The following is a 15,755-nucleotide window of genomic DNA, read 5'->3' on the forward strand; positions in this document are numbered from 1 at the left end:
CTCATGCCCTCCCATTAGAGGTCAGTGCCCGGTGGATAGACTCGGCCGCGTCGCGCCCTTGCGCCACAGCCGAAACTGTCAGATCGTCGCCGCCGAAGATGCAGTCGCCGCCGGCCCAGACCTTGGCCAGCGAGGTGCGCCCTTCCGCATCGACCTTGATGCGGCCGCCTTCGAGCTCGATCTGTTCCGCGCTGCCGTTGAGATGCGCCGGCACGAAGCTCTGGCCGATCGCCTTGAACACCTGGTCGGCATTGAGCCGCAGCGTTTCCCCGGTGCCGATAAGCTTGTCGCCGCTCATCGCGGTGTATTCGAGCTCGATCGCCGACACCTTGCCGTTCTCGGCAATGACACGCTTCGGCTGCAGCCAGTGGCGGATGGTGACGCCGTTGGCGGCGGCCAGATCCTGCTCGAAGCCGGAAGCATTCATGTGCTCCTGGCCACGGCGATAGCAGATCGTCACTTCCTCGGCGCCGAGCAGCTTCGACTGCACAGCGGCATCGATCGCCGTCATGCCGCCGCCGATGACGACGACGCGCCGGCCGACCGGCAGGCTGGAGAGGTCGCTTGCCTGGCGCAATTCGGAGATGAATTCTACCGCATTGGCGACGCCGTCCGCGTGCTCGCCTTCGGCACGCAGCGCATTGACGCCGCCGAGCCCGAGTCCGAGAAAGACCGCGTCGTAGTTGCGGATCAGGTCGGCAAGCTGGAAGTCGCGGCCAAGCGCCTTGCCGTTCTGGATGTCGATGCCGCCGATCGAAGTCACATAGTCGACCTCGGCCTGGGCGAAATCGTCGACGCTCTTATAGGCGGCGATGCCATACTCGTTGAGGCCGCCGGCCTTCGGCCGCGCCTCCAGGATCGTCACGTCATGGCCGTGGCGGGCAAGGCGATGCGCCGCCGCCAGCCCGGCCGGTCCGGCGCCGACCACGGCAATGCTCTTGCCAGTCGCTTCGGCGCGTTTGTAGAACTGCTTGCCCTCGCCCATCGCCACATCGGTGGCGTAGCGTTGCAGCCGGCCGATCTGCACCGGCTTGCCTTCGGCCACCTCGCGCACGCAGGCCTCTTCGCAAAGCGTCTCGGTCGGGCAGACGCGGGCGCACATGCCGCCAAGGATGTTCTGGTCGAAGATCGTCTTGGCCGAACCCAGCGGGTTACCGGTCGCGATCTGACGGATGAACAGCGGGATGTCGATCGAGGTCGGGCATGCGTTCATGCACGGCGCGTCGTAGCAGAAATAGCAGCGATCGGATTCGACCAGCGCCTCATGGTGATCGAGCGGCGGATGCAGGTCGGAAAAATTGTCGGCATATTGCTCGGAAGACAGCCGGCCGCCGGCAATGCCCTCGATGAAATGACCAGTCGCCATTCCAGTTCCCCTTGTTGTCGTTTTGGGGGGAGGCTAGCACGTTTTATTTTTTTATCAATTGGTCAATTTTCGGCCAAGTGCCTGTATTGCTTGAACAAAAACATGATAATTACAGTCATATTATAGCCATTGCCTGCCCATCAGACGGCTCCGCATTTTCCAACCTCGCGGAATGAATCGACCGGATCTCATCCGCCACCAGTTTCTGCAGCCGCCACAGATTGCGATCGTGGATGCCGAAGGTCTCGAGATGGCTGACGGTGTTGTAGAGATATTCGGCGCCGGAGCCGACATGGCCGCAGGCGCGTGCCAGCACCCATGCCACCTTCTCCAGCGGCTGTCCGAGAGACGTCCCCCTGCCGGTCACGCCAACCCAAAAGCCCAGCGCCCGCACCCTGCCTTGCGCCGTGCGCACCGGAACCCACCTGACGGAGGCAACGGCTTCGTGGTCGTCGATCTCGCGTCGCAACAGCCTTTCGATCTGGGTGGCCTTGTCACCCTCCGGCAGGCGGTAGTCACGCCGTCGCAGCGTCCGCCGCGTTCAAGCGCCATCATCAATCCGGGCTGCTCGGCGCTGCCTCTCCAGCGCACAAGATCCAGGCAGAAGGAACGATGCCAGCCATGGGCCGAAGCGCGCCGCTGCTCGACGGACTCGAAGGCCGGCTTCCAGATAAGCGAGCCATAGGCGAACACCCAAAGCGGTCCCGCGTCGGCTTCGACGGCGAGACGCGTGGCGAGCGCGCGGAAATCGTCGACGCTGAGTTGCGTCCATTCCCCGCTCGGACCGGGATCGGTCTCGTCGCGATGGCAAAGAGCGACAAGCTCGGGCGTGAGCGACATCTGGCGCATGGAAAAACGCGAACCCCTCTTTGACGGCAGCAAAGTCGAAACGCGCGGGCTATGCAAGATCGGGGCGGAGCGCCTTGCCGTCCGGGATTTTCGGCCCATGTCGGATTTCTGCCGCCAGGATCGTCCTGGGATGGATCGAACCGCGATCGCGGCCTGAACCGGTGAGGAGACCGACCATGCCGAAATCCCCGCAACCTTTCTTCTGGTACGAACTGATGACCACCGACCTCGACGCGGCCGAGGCTTTCTATACCGCCGTTGTCGGCTGGAAGGCCGAGCCCTTCGACAAGGCGCCCGGCATGCCCCGCTACATCGTCGTGAACTCCGCCATGCGCGGCGTCGGCGGGCTGATGACGATGCCGGAAGAGCCCGCCAAGAGGGGCATGCCGCCGGCCTGGCTGGGCTATATCTACACCAAGGATGTCGACGCCTCGACGCAAGCGCTCAAGGATGCCGGCGGCGCGGTCCATCGCGCGCCCGACGACATTCCGGGTGTCGGCCGCTTCGCCGTTGTTGCCGACCCCCAAGGGGCGGCCTTCATGTTCCTTCAGCCCAACCAGCCTGACCAGCCGCCGGTGCCGGCGACCACGCCCGGCCATGTCGGCTGGCACGAGCTCTACACCTCGGACTGGAAAGCCGCCTTCGACTTCTATTCCAGCCAGTTCGGCTGGGAGAGTGCCGGCGAGTTCGACATGGGCGAGATGGGTATCTATAAAACCTTCGGTGCCGGCCCCGAATCCGGCGGGGGCATGATGAACAAGCCGCCGCAGATCCCGGTTCCCGTCTGGCAGTTTTATTTCAACGTCGACGCCATCGACGCCGCGGCCAAACGCGTCACCGACAATGGCGGCAAGGTCATCATGGGGCCGATGGAGGTGCCGAGCGGCCAGTGGATCATCCAGTGCCAGGACCCGCAAGGCGCGCATTTCGCGCTGCTGGCGCCTGTGCGGTAGAGCGCCTACTCGCCGGCTGGCGCCGGTCACTCCGGCGTCAGCACCGCCAGCTTCAGATCGGCCTTTTTCGCACCGCTGAGCTGAATGATCGCCGCGCCGCCCGCAAGCTTGAAGCGCACGCTCTTGCGGATCCCAGGGCAGGTCTTCACGCCGCTGAAGGCCGCCGATTTGACGGTGCGGCCGTCCTGTACAACATCGATCCAGGCCTCGTCGGACATGCTGAGCTGCAGCTCGCCCATCAGGCGGCACGGTCACGCTGGCCGTCGCGCCGAACGTGCCGGCTTTCGGCGCGCGCTCCGGCGGCACTTCAAAGCTGACAGTGTCGACAGCCGCGAGCGAGAAATGCACCGCTTGCCCGACCGTCAAGGCGGCGCCGGACTGCGCCGCGGGCGCCGCCGGAAACAGGGCTTGCTCGCGTGCGACCGGCCATTTGAAGGCGTCACAGCCGTTGCCGGCAGCCATGGCGAAGCCGGTGCATGCAAGCAAAGCAGACAAGGTGAGGATGACTTTTCTCATGGCATCGGCCTCTCGTGGTGTTGATACGCATCCACTAGGAGATACAACTATAAGGATAAATATGCAACCATAACGAGAAGAAATAAGGGAGCCATTTCCACTCACCGATTGTTGATCCCAGGCCATGGGAAGTGAGTGGTCCGTTGGCGGGCGATAATTTATGGCCGAACGGGGGGTAAATGGAGTTTTAGATGAAGCTTTTCGAGGGCCTTGCCCAGTACCGTCCGCAAGCGCTGGGCGTGTTGCGCATCATGACCGCCTTGCAGTTCATCGAACATGGCTCGCAGAAGCTGTTCAACTTCCCGGCCGGCGCCCAGCCACACGCCCTCACCGGGCTGACGGCGACCGCCGGCATCCTCGAATTCGCCGGCGGCATCCTGCTTGCGCTCGGGCTATTCACCCGTCCGGTCGCCTTCCTTCTCGCCGGCGAAATGGCGGTCGCCTATTTCATGGCGCACTTCCCGCGCGGCTTCTTCCCCGTCGACAATGGCGGCGACTTGGCGATCTCCTTCTGCTTCATCTTCCTCTATCTGATCTTCGCCGGCTCCGGCGCCTTCGCAGTGGACAACCGTCGCAGCGCCTGAAGCGTCGAAGGCTGCGCGCCTGGAGGCTTTTTGCTTTGAGGCAATTCAGGACGGAAAACCGCTTCGCACTTTTCTTGGAATCGCTCTAGCCGCGCATCCGCTCGAAATTGGCATCGAACAGCGGCGCCGCCTGGACGCGCGCCGCTTGGCGCTTGCCGAGGATCTCGATCTCGAAACCATCCGATCTGTCGGCGATCTCCTTCGGCACATAGCCCATGGCGACCGACTTCTTGGAATGGTGCGCATAGCCGCCGGAGGTGACCCAGCCGCGCACGGCGCCGTCATGCCAGATCGCCTCGTCGCCGATCACGTCGGCATCGGCGGCCTCGACGATGAAGGCACGCAGCCTGAGCTTGCCGCCCTCTCTGCGCTCAGCCAGCGCTGCCTCCTTGCCGATGAAATCGGCGTCCTTGCCATAAGCGACGAACCGGTCGAGCCCGGCCTCGAGCGGACCATAGATCGGCCGGTATTCGCGCGCCCATGAGCCGTAATTCTTTTCCAGCCTCAGCGCGTTGAGCGCCCGTGAGCCGAACAGCCCGATGCCGAATTCCTCTCCCGCAGCCAGCAGCGCCTGGTAAGCTGCACGCTGGTATTCCGGCGCCACCCAGATCTCGTAGCCGAGATCGCCGGTGTAGCTGACGCGGCCGACCAGGCACGGCGCCATGCCAACATCCATCCGCGCAACCGCCATGAAGGGGAAGGCGGTGTTGGAGACATCGGCGTGGGTGGCCTTGGCGAGCACTTCCCTCGCCTTCGGCCCCGCAATCGCAAGGCCGGTGAGCTTCTGGCCCAGCGCCTCGATCCGCACCGAGCCGTCCTTGGGCAGATGCGCCTCGAACCAGCGCATATGATACTGCTCGGCAACGCCGGATCCGGCGATGAACCACTCGCTGTCGTCGATGTTGGCCAAAGTGAAATCGCCGATCAGCTTGCCGTCGTCCTTCAGCATCGGCGCCAGAGTCATGCGGCCGCGCCTGGGCAGCTTGCAGGCGAATATGCGGTCGAGCCAGGCGGAAGCACCCTTTCCCGTCACCTTGTATTTGGCGAAGTTCGAAATCTCCGACAGGCCAACGCCGTTGCGCACCGCCGCGACCTCCTTGGCGACATGCTCGAAGTCGGTGGAACGCCGCCAGGAAAACTCGTCGGTAACGCCTTCGGGCGCATACCAGAGCGGCACTTCGAGCCCATAGGACACGCCCCATTGCGCGCCCTTAGCGGCAAGCGTGTCGTAGAGAGGCGTCGTCTTCAGCGGACGCCCGGCCGGCAGTTCCTCGTTGGGAAAGCGGATCGAGAAGCGGCGCGAATAATTCTCGCGCACCTTGGCGTTGGTGTAGGCCATCGTCGCCCAGTCGCCATAGCGCGCCACGTCCATCGCCCAGATGTCGGCGCCCGGGTCGCCCTCGATCATCCAGTTGGAGAGTGCGAGCCCAACCCCGCCGCCTTGGCTGAAGCCGGCCATCACGCCGCAGGCGACCCAGAAGCCCGGCAGGCCGCGCACCGGACCGACCAGCGGATTGCCGTCCGGCGCGAAGGTGAAGGGGCCGTTGATGATCTGCTTGATGCCGGTCTTCTGGAAAGCGGGGAAGTGACGGAAACCGACTTCCAGCGACGGCGCGATGCGGTCGATGTCCGGCTCCAGCAGCTCGTGGCCGAAATTCCACGGCGTCTGGAATTCCGACCAGACCTTGTTGGCCTTCTCATAAGTGCCCATCAGCATGCCGCCGCGCTCCTGGCGCAGATATAGCTCGCCGTCGAAATCGACCGCGTGGATGATCTCGGTGCCGGTCCTCTTGTTCCAGTCGGCGACCTCCGGCATGTCCTCGGTGATCAGGTACATGTGCTCCATGGCCAGCACCGGCAGTTCGAGCCCGACCATGCGGCCGACCTCGCGCGCCCACAGCCCGCCGGCATTGACGACATGCTCGGCGATGATATCGCCCTTGTTGGTGATGACGCGCCATAGGCCGTCGGGGCGGCGTACGATGTCCTCGACCTTGGTGAAGCGCTCGACCTCGGCCCCCAGTTTCCGCGCCGCCTTGGCATAGGCGTGCGTCACACCGGACGGGTCGAGATGGCCGTCTTCCTTGTTGCGGACCGCGCCGACAAATTGGCTGGGCTCGATGAGCGGCATCAGCTCCGCGGCTTCCTTCGCCGAGATCACCTCAAGGTCGATGCCGAGATAGCGGCCTTTCGACACCACGCCGCGCAGCCAGTCGAGTCGCGCCTCGGTCGCCGCCAGAAGCACGCCGCCTGTGAGGTGCACGCCGGTGGCCTGTCCCGAAAGCTCCTCGATCTCCTTGTAGAGCGAGATCGTGTATTTCTGCAGCTTGGCGACGTTGGGATCGCCATTGATGGTGTGCATGCCGCCGGCCGCATGCCAGGTCGAACCGGAAGTCAGCTCGTCGCGCTCCAGCAGCACGACATCGGTCCAGCCATAGCGGGCAAGATGGAACAGCACCGAACATCCAACGACACCGCCGCCGATGACCACGACCTTTGCATGCGACTTCATGGTTTTTTCTCGTTGGTTCAGTGATTTGAGAGATTGAAATGAATCAGGATGGGAAGCTGTTCCTTTAGGGCTCACCCTGCCCGATCGCTTCCTTTCGGCGCGCCACATAGGCCTCGAGCGCTTCGCGGACGGCAGGGTCCATGGCCGGCTGGACATATTCCTCCAGCGCTTTCTTCCAAAGCCTGGTCGCGCGCGCTGTCGTGTCGAGCGCCCCCGCCTCCTGCCAGGCCTCGTAATTCTGCCAGTTGGAAAGCATCGGCTGGTAGAAGGCGGTGGCGTAGCGCTCCAGCGTGTGCGGCTCGCCGAAGAAATGGCCGCCGGTCGGCACCGCGCCCAGCGCCTCGACTGCGAGTTCCGCCTCGTCGACCACGATCGGCCGCAGGAATTCCATCATGTGCTGGATCATCTCGACATCGATGATGAGTTTTTCGAACGACGCCGTCAGCCCGCCCTCCTGCCAGCCGGCGGCATGATAGACGAGATTGCCGTGGCCCAGCACCGCGCCCCACAGCGCCATCATCGTCTCATAGGCGCCTTGCGCATCGGCGGCGTTGGAGGCCGAGCCCGGCGTCGTGCGGTAAGGTAGTTTGTAGCGCCGTGCCAATTGTCCCGAAGCGATGTTGGCCTTGGTGTTTTCCGGCGTGCCGAAGGCCGGCGCGCCCGACTTCATGTCGACATTGGAGGTGAAGGCGCCATACATCACCGGCGCGCCGGGGCGAACCAACTGCGTCAGCACGATGCCGAACAGCGCCTCGGCGTTCTGCTGGGCCAGCGCGCCGGCCAGCGTTACCGGGCTCATCGCGGCCATCAGCGTGAACGGCGTCACCGCCACCGACTGGCCGTATTCGGCCATGGTCATCAGCCCTTCCGCCATCATCTCGTCGAAGCGGCGCGGCGAGTTGACCGAAATGATGGTGGTGATGCCGGGGTCCTCAGCCATCTGCTCGAGCGTCAGCCCGCGCGCAATCGCCATCATCTCGATGCCGTCAAGCGCCCTGCCCCGACCGATCGCCGAGACATGGAAGCATTTGTCGGTCAGCGTCAGATTGGCGAAATAGGTGTCCATGTGCCGTGTGTTCGCCGGCAGCTCGATCGGGGCGCAGACCTGGTTGCCGAGCATGTGGATGCAGTTGAAATGCTGCGCCAGCCGGATGAGATCCGAGTAGTCGGCAAGGTTGCCGGCGCGGCGGCCGCGTTCCATGTCGTGCACATTGGGCGGGCCGGCGACGAGGGTGAAATTGATGGTGCTGCCGCCGAGATGGATCGCGTGCGCGGGATTGCGCGGAGTAAGCGTGTAGCTGCTGCGCGTCGACCTCAGCGCCTCCTCGACCATGCCTCGATCGACGCGCACATTCATCGAGCCTCGGTCAACCTTGGCGCCGGCGCGCTCGAACAGCGACAGCGCCCGCGGGCTCATCACCTCGATGCCGAAATTCTCCAAAATATGCATCGATGCCTGGTGGATGGCCTCGATCTGGTCGGCCGATAGCAGCGCCATTGGGGGATACGGGTTCTCCACCCGCCGCGGCGGCAGTTGCGGGATGGCGGCAGGTCCCCGGTTGCTGGTGCGCTCGGCGCCGCGCTTGCGTCTTGGTTCGCTCATGCGCGCATCAGAGCGCCGGCATCACATGCGAGCTGTCAGGAATTCGCCATTTGCCGGCGTGATTTTAGCCAAGGCGGCATTTTTCAAAATCGAGGAAAAGAATAGCGACACAAACAGTCGTAATATCGGCACTCGGCTTTTTCGCACCTCCCGCGTCCGCGTTAAGGAAGCGAGCAAGACTCCTTTTATGATTTCGGCCTATTCGTCTTCCAATGCGTAGGTCGAGTTTTAGTAAAATTGTCGCTGTCTCCGTGCTGCTGGCGCTTTCGGCCTGCGCGACGGCGCCCAGCCACATCAACAATGTCTGCGCCGTCTTCGACCAGAATGACGGCTGGTTCGACAACTGGCAGTCCGCCGCCGAGCGAACCGAACAGAAATACGGGGTTCCCGTTCCCGTGCTGATGGCGACTGTGCGCAAGGAATCCGGCTTCAAGAGCAATGCCCGCCCGCCGCGCACCAAGCTGCTCGGCTTCATCCCGTGGAAGCATGTCTCGAGCGCCACCGGCTACTCGCAGGCGCTCGACGGCACATGGTCGCAATATCAAAGCGAGACCGGCAACTGGGCCGCGCGCCGGACACGCTTTGCCGACGCCATCGATTTCGTCGGCTGGTATCACTCCAAGACCGCCGACACTTTCGGTGTCGCCCGCAACGACACCTACAGCCTCTACCTGGCCTATTATCTCGGCTGGACCGCCTATGGCCGTGGCAACCGCGGCGACGCCGGCGTTCAAAGCTACGCGCGCGCCACCGACCAGATGGCGCGCGACTATGCAGCGCAGCTACGGCAATGCGGCAGTTGACACCCGTCCCGGGTTAGTGCCGCCTTGTCGTGTCCTTCGGCCTTGAGACACCGGTTTCCGAATCCTCGTCGCGCACTTCGTGGCGACGGGCCTTGAGCACGGCGTCGTTCTCCTCGGCACCCTCTTTGATCGCGTCGGCTTCCGCACTGGCGTTTTTGCCGTCCGGACGCTGCGGCGGCGTACCGGCAAAGCCCGGCCCCTCGCCGTGCGGCGCATCATCCGGCACGCCCTCACGCGCGGCATGTTCCTTGTCGAACTTGATGACCGGCTCCATCTTGGCCAGCACGTCGTCCGAAAGCCAGCACAGGCTCGTATGGCCGCCGCCGAGATTCCTCACCGGCGGCACCTGCGTCTCGCACAGATTGTCCGGCACCAGCTTCTTGTAGCCGCATCGCGTCTGGAACGGGCAGCCGGTCGGCGGGTTCATGGCCGAGGGAATGTCGCCTTCGAGCACGATGTGCTTCTTGACCACGCTTGTGTCGGCGATGGGGATCGCCGACAGCAGCGCCTCGGTATAGGGATGGTAGGGCGGCGAGAAGATCTGGTCGGTCGTGCCCTGCTCGACGATGTAGCCGAGATACATGACGACGACGCGGTCGGCGATGTAGCGCACCACCGACAGATCGTGGCTGATGAACAGCATCGTCGTTTTGTTCTTGCGCTGGATGTCCATCAGCAGTTCGGTCACCGCCGCCTGCACCGAGACGTCGAGCGCCGAGACCGGCTCGTCGGCCACCACCACCTTGGCATCGCCGGCGAAGGCGCGCGCAACGCCGATACGCTGCTTCTGGCCGCCCGAAAGCTGGCGCGGCTTGCGGGTCTCGAAGGCCCTGGGCAGCTTCACCAGGTCGAGCAGCTCCAGCATGCGCTGGCGCCGCTCGGCGACCGTCTTGCCGACATTGAACTTCTCCAGCGTGCGGATGATCTGCGAGCCGACGCTGTGGCTGGGGTTCAGCGTGTCGAACGGATTCTGGAACACCATCTGGATCGACGAGACGGTATCGACGCCGCGGCGCTCGATGCCCGTCGACTGGATCTCCTTATTGGCCAAAGTCACCGTGCCGGAGCTCGCGGTCTCGAGGCCGAGCAGCACCTTGGCGAGCGTCGACTTTCCGCAGCCGGACTCGCCAACGATCGCGACCGTCTCGGATTCGCGCGCGGTGAACGAGATCGTCTCGTTGGCCTTGACGACGCGGCCTTCGCTTGATCCGAACACCTCGCTGCCGCCGACCTTGTAGTATTTCTTGAGGTCCTGGATCTTCAGCACGGGCGCGCCGGGCTCGACCTTCTCGTTGACCTTCTTGGCGCCGGGCGGCAGCGCCTCCCAGTCGATCTCGTTGAACCGCACGCAGCGGGAGAAATGCCCCTCATGGCCCTCCACCGGGATCATCGGGATTTCCGCCGCGTTGCAGACACCCTCGACGAAATGGTGGCAGCGCGGCCCGAAATTGCAGCCCTTCGGCCGCTCATGCGGCAGCGGCAACTGTCCGGGAATGGAGATCAGCGGCCGCGAATTCTTGTCGGCGCCAGGCAGCGGGATCGAACGGAACAGCCCTTGCGTATAGGGATGGCGCATCCGATCGAAGACGTCCTCGATCTTGCCGGTCTCGACCGCCTCGCCGGAATACATCACCGTGATCTTGTCGCAGGTCTCGAGGATGAGGCCGAGATTGTGCGACACGAAAATCATCGAGGTGCCGAACTTCTCGCCGAGCCCTTTGACCAGCTCGACGATGCCGGCCTCGACCGTGACGTCGAGCGCGGTGGTCGGCTCGTCGAGCAGGAGCAGCGCCGGCTTGGACAGCAGCGCCATGGCGATGACGATGCGCTGTTGCTGGCCGCCGGAAAGCTGGTGCGGATAGGAGCGCATCATGCGCTCCGGGTCGGGCAGCTTCACCGCCCGCACCATCTCCAGGGCGCGGTTATACGCCTCTTCCTTCGACACCTTGTCGTGGATCAGCGGCACTTCCATCAATTGCTGGCCGATCTTCATCGCCGGATTGAGGCTCGCCATCGGCTCCTGGTAGATCATGGCGATCTTGTTGCCGCGGATGGCGCGCAGCTCCTCCTCGGACATCTCGCCCATGTCACGGCCCTGGAACTTGATGCGGCCGCCGACGATCTTCCCGATGTTGGAAAGATCGCGCATGATGCCGAGCGACACGGTCGACTTGCCGCAGCCGGACTCGCCGACGATGCCCATCGCCTCGCCGGGCATGACCGTGCAGGAAAAATCCATTACGGCCGGAATCTCGCCCTTGCGGGTAAAGAAGGAGATCGAGAGGTTCTCGATCTCGATGATTGGTTGAGCCGGATTTCGAACTGCCTCGTTCATGGGTCGCTCCAATCCTAAATTGTTCCAGCAGGTAGGGCCTAGGCCCCCGCCATCAATCCTTCATCGACTGTTCGCGCAGCGAATCCGCCAAAAGGTTCAGCCCCAGCACGAACGACATCAGGGCGATCGTCGGCGGCAGCGCGGGGTGGATGAAGGAACGCAACAGCCGACTGGCGTCCTTGATCGCGGTGCCCCAGTCGGGACTTTCCGGCGCGAGGCCCAGGCCGAAATAGCCGAGCGTTCCGAGCAGGATCGTCGTATAGCCGATGCGCAAACAGGCATCGACGATCAGCGGACCGCGCGCATTGGGCAGGATCTCCCACAGCATGATGTACCACGGCGATTCACCGCGTGTCTGCGCCGCCGCCACATAGTCGCGCGTCTTGATGTCCATGGTCAGCCCGCGCACGATGCGGAACACGCCGGGGCTGGAGGCGAACACCACCGCCACGAAGATGTTGAGCTGGTTGGGATCGATGTGGACGATATGCAGCGGATCCTTGTCGAAGACCAGGCCCGCATAGATCCAGCCGCCGACAACCAGCGTGATGCCAAGCATGATATAGAGCCGGTCCGGCCGGTTCTTGTAGCGGGTCCAGAACAGGACGCAGAAGAAGATGATGGGGAACAGGAAGAACAGTCCCGCCATCGCATAGGGGATCGGCGTGTCCATGATGCCCGGCGTCACCAGCAGATAGAACAACAGGATCACCGGAAAGGCCAGCACCAGATTGGCGAGGAACGACAGCAGCGTGTCGATCTTGCCGCCATAATAGCCGGCCGGCAGGCCGAGCGTGATTCCCACCATCAGCGCGAAGCCGGTGGCGGCCGGCGCGATGATCAGAACGATCTGGCTGCCATAGACCATGCGCGAGAACACGTCGCGCGCAAGCTTGTCGCCGCCGAAATAGTAGATGAGCTTCGACGCCGGTTCGATCGCGCCGGGCAGCGTGTCCTTCATCACCGAGACCTGCGCCAGCGGGTCGAAGGGCGAGATGGTGGAGGCGAAGATCGCCGTGAACAGCCAGAACAGGCAGATGAAGACACCGGCAATGCCGACGCCGCTGTCGAAGAGCTGGCCGTAGAGCCCGAGCTTCCTCCGGTAGCTAAAGCTCCCGCCCATCACCAGGATGAGCGCGACCCAGACCGGCCAGAAGCGCCAGAGCACGCCGATAACCACATCGAAGGCGCTGATATATTCCGTTTGCATCGGCCCTGCCCCTACTGAACCCTGATACGCGGATTGAGAAACGCGTAGCCGACATCCGAGATGAGCTGTGTGATCAGCACGATGAACACCGAGACCAGCGAGCAGCCGAGCAGCAGGTCGATATCGTTGTTGCCGGCGGCTTCGACCAGCGTGTATCCGAAGCCCTGGTAGCGGAACATCACCTCGACGATGACGACGCCGGTGAGCAGCCACGGGAACTGCAGCATGATGACGGTGAACGGCGCGATCAGCGCGTTGCGCAACGCGTGCTTGATGACCACGCTGCTGAAGGACAGGCCCTTCAGCCGGGCGGTGCGGATGTATTGCTGCGTCATCACTTCGACCATCGAGGCGCGCGTCATGCGCGCGATGTAGCCTGTGCCGTAGATCGCCAGCGTGATCACCGGCAGGGTGAAATTGTAGAAGGTGATGCCCTGGCTGGCGGACGCCGCCGAGCCGTTCAGCCAGCCGAGCCACGAGGCGAAGATGACGGTGAAGATGACGCCCGACACATATTCAGGCGTCGCCGTCGAGGCGATCGATGCGACCGACAGCACGCGGTCGGTGCGCGAGCCTTCGCGCATGCCGGCGAGAATCCCGATCAGCAGCGAGATCGGCACCATCACCGCCAGCACCCAGAACATCAGCAATCCGGTGGCGCCAAGCGCCGGGAAAAGCTTGGCGGCGACCGTCGTCTTGAACTTGGTCGAGCAGCCGAAATCGCCCTGCAGCACGCCGGAGAATTGCGGCTCCGTGGGGTCGTTGCAGAAGGAGAAGCGCTGCGTGGTCTTGCCGGTCGCCGGATCGGTGATTGGATGCTTCGGCAGGACGCCCAGCCACTGGCCGTAACGCAGGAAGAAATTCTGCCGATAGCCGTGATTGACCAGCCAGCTTTCAAGCTGGTCGGCGGGCGTGTGCATCTCGGTCTGGCTGATCGCCAGCTTCTTCAGATTGGGCTCGAGATTGACGAGGAAGAAGACGACCAGCGTCAGGCACAGCATCGTGAGCAGGATCGTGCCGATGCGTCTGGCGATGAATGAGAACATGTGTGCCCCCCTGCCGGCCGGGTTGGGGTCAGATGCGTTCAACCCTGTTTCGTAATGCGGATGGCGCCCCGCCGCCGCTGCAGGTCATGCAGCGGCAACGAGGCTGCAAATACGAGGGGCGGCTGCCCCTCGTATTCATCCCGCCATGGATCACGCCTGGTCGAGCCAGACCTTGCCGAAGTCGTGCTCGTAGGTGGGGTGCATCGAGTGGTTCTTCACCTCGGGCTTGATGTTGATGTAGAGCTTGCGCCAGTAAGGCTGAATGATGATGCCGGAATCCTGCAGGATCTGCTCGATATCCTTCATCACAACCTTGCGCTTCTCCGCATCGGCGATGCCGAGCGCCTCGTTGACCTTCTTGTCGAATTCCGGATTGGAATAGGCCGTCTCGTTCCACGCTTCGCCGGTGCGATACGCGATGGCGATCACCTGGATGCCCAGCGGACGCATGTTCCAGTTGGTTTCCGAGAACGGATACTTCGTCCAGTCGTTCCAGAAGGTCGAGCTCGGCAGCACGGTGCGCTTCACCTTGATGCCGGCTTCGCGCAACTGCGCCGCGATCGCGTCCGTGGTGTTCTTGTGGTAGTCCTCGTCATTGCTGATCAGCTCGTGCTCGAAATCGATCGCGCCGGCTTCCGTCAGCATCTGCTTGGCCTTGGCGATGTCGCGCTTGACCTCCGGAAGCTTGACATATTCCGGATGGATCGGCGCGACATGGTGGTTTTCGGCAGGCGTCCCGGCATTGCCGTAGCCGAGTTGCAAGACGGTTGCGTTGTCGACGGCAAGCAGCATCGCCTGACGAACCTTCTGGTTGTCATAGGGCTTGTGGGTGACGTTGAAGCGCGACACCACGGTGGCCGCCGTCACGACTTCCGATACCGGAGCGCCGACATCCGCGATGATCTTGATATAGTCGGCGGTCGTTTCGTGGTTGGTCTGGACTTCGCCCGATTCGAAAGCCGAGACGGTCGCGGCCGGATCAGTGCCGTAGTCGATGAACTCGACGCCATCGAGGAAGGCTTCGCCCTGCCACCACTTGCCGGTCGTGCGGCGCTTGTAGACCACCTTCTGGCCAACATCGTAGGAGACCAGCTCGAACGGACCGGTGCCGATCGGGCAGTTCTTGAAGTTGGCGCCCTTCTCGTCGAAGGTCTTGTGCACGACCAGCGCCGGATAGTCGCACAGGTTCGGGATGATGGCGATGTCGGGCTTGGTCAGCTTGAGCTTGATCGTCATGTCGTCGACCTTGACGACGGAGCCTTCGCGCAGCTTCTTGGTCGTGTCGTCGACGAGGCTGCCGAGGCGGCCAGGCATCGAGTTGCCTTCCGCCGCCTTGTCGGCCCAGCGGGTGAAATTGTAGATCACGTCGTCGGCGGTGAACTTGTCGCCGTTGTTCCATTCGACGCCCGGCCGCACATGCAGCGTGTATTCGGTGGCGTCGTCATTGATGTCCCAGCTCTCCAGGAGGTAGGGCGCGAAGGTATATTCCTTCGTGTATTTCACCAGCGGCTCGAGCGCCTGACGCTCGGCATTGGCGATTTCGGACCAGTCTGCGGTGCGCGGATCCTTCGGATCCTTGATCGACATCGCGACCTTGATCACTCCGCCCTTCTTGCCCTGCACGTCCTCGGCCCGGGCCGTGGTCGGCGCGGCGAGGCCGAGCATGCCGTAGGCCATTGCCGTCGATGCGCCGAAGACGCTGGCCAAAGCCAGAAATTCGCGCCGGTCCACATTACCCGTCTTGGCTTCTTCGGCCATTTTCAGGATGTGATCCGGAACACGATCACCATTGCTTTTGTAGATTGCCATGACTTGCTCCCATTGTTGGCTTTCCGCCTTTTAACATTCCGCATCCAGACCGCGTTGTCAAAAGACGGTGTGGAGCAGGAACATGCCAGGGAATGTGCATCTTTGGCCGCAACCCGGTTCGCGCGATAGCGACAGTCTTGACGCAAATTTGTTATCGCGACGCGGATTT

At 63.1% G+C, this 15,755-nt stretch carries 12 protein-coding genes and 1 pseudogene; 4 read left to right on the forward strand and 9 right to left on the reverse strand.

Annotated elements, in window-relative coordinates:
* Position 1: 1 nt before the first annotated feature.
* Positions 2 to 1,366: an NAD(P)-dependent oxidoreductase gene (locus tag ACVMIM_RS26430; RefSeq protein WP_476115467.1), complete on the reverse strand. Its 1,365-nt coding sequence runs from the start codon at positions 1,364 to 1,366 to the stop codon at positions 2 to 4.
* Between the two features lie 115 nt (positions 1,367 to 1,481).
* A pseudogene (locus ACVMIM_RS26435) lies at positions 1,482 to 2,215 on the reverse strand (gamma-glutamylcyclotransferase).
* Here ACVMIM_RS26435 and ACVMIM_RS26440 point away from each other — a divergent pair.
* Together ACVMIM_RS26440 and ACVMIM_RS26445 are read left to right on the forward strand one after the other, a co-directional pair.
* Positions 2,196 to 2,372: a hypothetical protein gene (locus tag ACVMIM_RS26440; protein WP_476117479.1), complete on the forward strand. Its 177-nt coding sequence runs from the start codon at positions 2,196 to 2,198 to the stop codon at positions 2,370 to 2,372. The pseudogene ACVMIM_RS26435 and the gene ACVMIM_RS26440 sit on opposite strands and share 20 nt — an antisense overlap.
* A gap of 19 nt (positions 2,373 to 2,391) precedes the next feature.
* Positions 2,392 to 3,168: a VOC family protein gene (locus ACVMIM_RS26445; RefSeq protein ID WP_476115469.1), complete on the forward strand. Its 777-nt coding sequence runs from the start codon at positions 2,392 to 2,394 to the stop codon at positions 3,166 to 3,168.
* 26 nt (positions 3,169 to 3,194) lie between these two features.
* On the opposite strand, the gene ACVMIM_RS26450 is transcribed toward ACVMIM_RS26445, so the two are convergent.
* Positions 3,195 to 3,407 carry a hypothetical protein gene (locus ACVMIM_RS26450; RefSeq protein ID WP_476115471.1) on the reverse strand — a complete coding sequence of 71 codons (213 nt, stop codon included), beginning with the start codon at positions 3,405 to 3,407 and terminating at the stop codon, positions 3,195 to 3,197.
* A 468-nt stretch (positions 3,408 to 3,875) separates the two neighbouring features.
* On the opposite strand from ACVMIM_RS26450, the gene ACVMIM_RS26455 reads away from it, so the two are divergent.
* Complete coding sequence (locus tag ACVMIM_RS26455; protein ID WP_040995908.1) at positions 3,876 to 4,268, forward strand: DoxX family protein; 393 nt, start codon at positions 3,876 to 3,878, stop codon at positions 4,266 to 4,268.
* Positions 4,269 to 4,353: 85 nt separating this feature from the next.
* Here ACVMIM_RS26455 and ACVMIM_RS26460 read toward each other — a convergent pair whose 3' ends face one another.
* Together ACVMIM_RS26460 and ACVMIM_RS26465 are read right to left on the reverse strand one after the other, a co-directional pair.
* Positions 4,354 to 6,780 carry a GcvT family protein gene (locus ACVMIM_RS26460; RefSeq protein ID WP_476115473.1) on the reverse strand — a complete coding sequence of 809 codons (2,427 nt, stop codon included), beginning with the start codon at positions 6,778 to 6,780 and terminating at the stop codon, positions 4,354 to 4,356.
* 64 nt (positions 6,781 to 6,844) lie between these two features.
* Complete coding sequence (locus ACVMIM_RS26465; RefSeq protein WP_476115474.1) at positions 6,845 to 8,383, reverse strand: trimethylamine methyltransferase family protein; 1,539 nt, start codon at positions 8,381 to 8,383, stop codon at positions 6,845 to 6,847.
* 212 nt (positions 8,384 to 8,595) lie between these two features.
* Between ACVMIM_RS26465 and ACVMIM_RS26470 the strand changes: the two genes are divergently transcribed.
* A complete protein-coding gene (locus tag ACVMIM_RS26470) occupies positions 8,596 to 9,186 on the forward strand; it encodes a transglycosylase SLT domain-containing protein (RefSeq protein ID WP_476115475.1) in 591 nt (196 codons plus the stop codon).
* Between the two features lie 13 nt (positions 9,187 to 9,199).
* Here the strand turns inward: ACVMIM_RS26470 and ACVMIM_RS26475 are convergent, their stop codons facing one another.
* From ACVMIM_RS26475 to ACVMIM_RS26490, 4 genes are all read right to left on the reverse strand, one after another.
* Positions 9,200 to 11,521 (reverse strand): dipeptide ABC transporter ATP-binding protein, encoded by a 2,322-nt coding sequence (locus ACVMIM_RS26475; protein WP_476115477.1) that lies wholly within the window; start codon positions 11,519 to 11,521, stop codon positions 9,200 to 9,202.
* A 52-nt stretch (positions 11,522 to 11,573) separates the two neighbouring features.
* Positions 11,574 to 12,731, reverse strand: coding sequence for an ABC transporter permease (locus tag ACVMIM_RS26480; protein ID WP_476115479.1), 1,158 nt, complete (start codon positions 12,729 to 12,731; stop codon positions 11,574 to 11,576).
* A gap of 11 nt (positions 12,732 to 12,742) precedes the next feature.
* Positions 12,743 to 13,777 (reverse strand): ABC transporter permease, encoded by a 1,035-nt coding sequence (locus ACVMIM_RS26485; RefSeq protein WP_040995920.1) that lies wholly within the window; start codon positions 13,775 to 13,777, stop codon positions 12,743 to 12,745.
* Between the two features lie 150 nt (positions 13,778 to 13,927).
* A complete protein-coding gene (locus tag ACVMIM_RS26490; RefSeq protein WP_040995922.1) occupies positions 13,928 to 15,586 on the reverse strand; it encodes an ABC transporter substrate-binding protein in 1,659 nt (552 codons plus the stop codon).
* Between the last annotated feature and the right edge of the window lie 169 nt (positions 15,587 to 15,755).

The organism is Mesorhizobium sp. USDA 4413 (assembly GCF_056280365.1).

Bases quoted from the DNA above. Each gene is read 5' to 3' on its own strand.
- ACVMIM_RS26465 (WP_476115474.1), bottom strand. From the start codon at position 8,383: ATGAGCGAACCAAGACGCAAGCGCGGCGCCGAGCGCACCAGCAACCGG.
- ACVMIM_RS26430 (WP_476115467.1), bottom strand. From the start codon at position 1,366: ATGGCGACTGGTCATTTCATCGAGGGCATTGCCGGCGGCCGGCTGTCT.
- ACVMIM_RS26490 (WP_040995922.1), bottom strand. From the start codon at position 15,586: ATGGCAATCTACAAAAGCAATGGTGATCGTGTTCCGGATCACATCCTG.
- ACVMIM_RS26470 (WP_476115475.1), top strand. From the start codon at position 8,596: ATGCGTAGGTCGAGTTTTAGTAAAATTGTCGCTGTCTCCGTGCTGCTG.
- ACVMIM_RS26480 (WP_476115479.1), bottom strand. From the start codon at position 12,731: ATGCAAACGGAATATATCAGCGCCTTCGATGTGGTTATCGGCGTGCTC.
- ACVMIM_RS26475 (WP_476115477.1), bottom strand. From the start codon at position 11,521: ATGAACGAGGCAGTTCGAAATCCGGCTCAACCAATCATCGAGATCGAG.
- ACVMIM_RS26450 (WP_476115471.1), bottom strand. From the start codon at position 3,407: ATGGGCGAGCTGCAGCTCAGCATGTCCGACGAGGCCTGGATCGATGTT.
- ACVMIM_RS26445 (WP_476115469.1), top strand. From the start codon at position 2,392: ATGCCGAAATCCCCGCAACCTTTCTTCTGGTACGAACTGATGACCACC.
- ACVMIM_RS26455 (WP_040995908.1), top strand. From the start codon at position 3,876: ATGAAGCTTTTCGAGGGCCTTGCCCAGTACCGTCCGCAAGCGCTGGGC.
- ACVMIM_RS26460 (WP_476115473.1), bottom strand. From the start codon at position 6,780: ATGAAGTCGCATGCAAAGGTCGTGGTCATCGGCGGCGGTGTCGTTGGA.
- ACVMIM_RS26485 (WP_040995920.1), bottom strand. From the start codon at position 13,777: ATGTTCTCATTCATCGCCAGACGCATCGGCACGATCCTGCTCACGATG.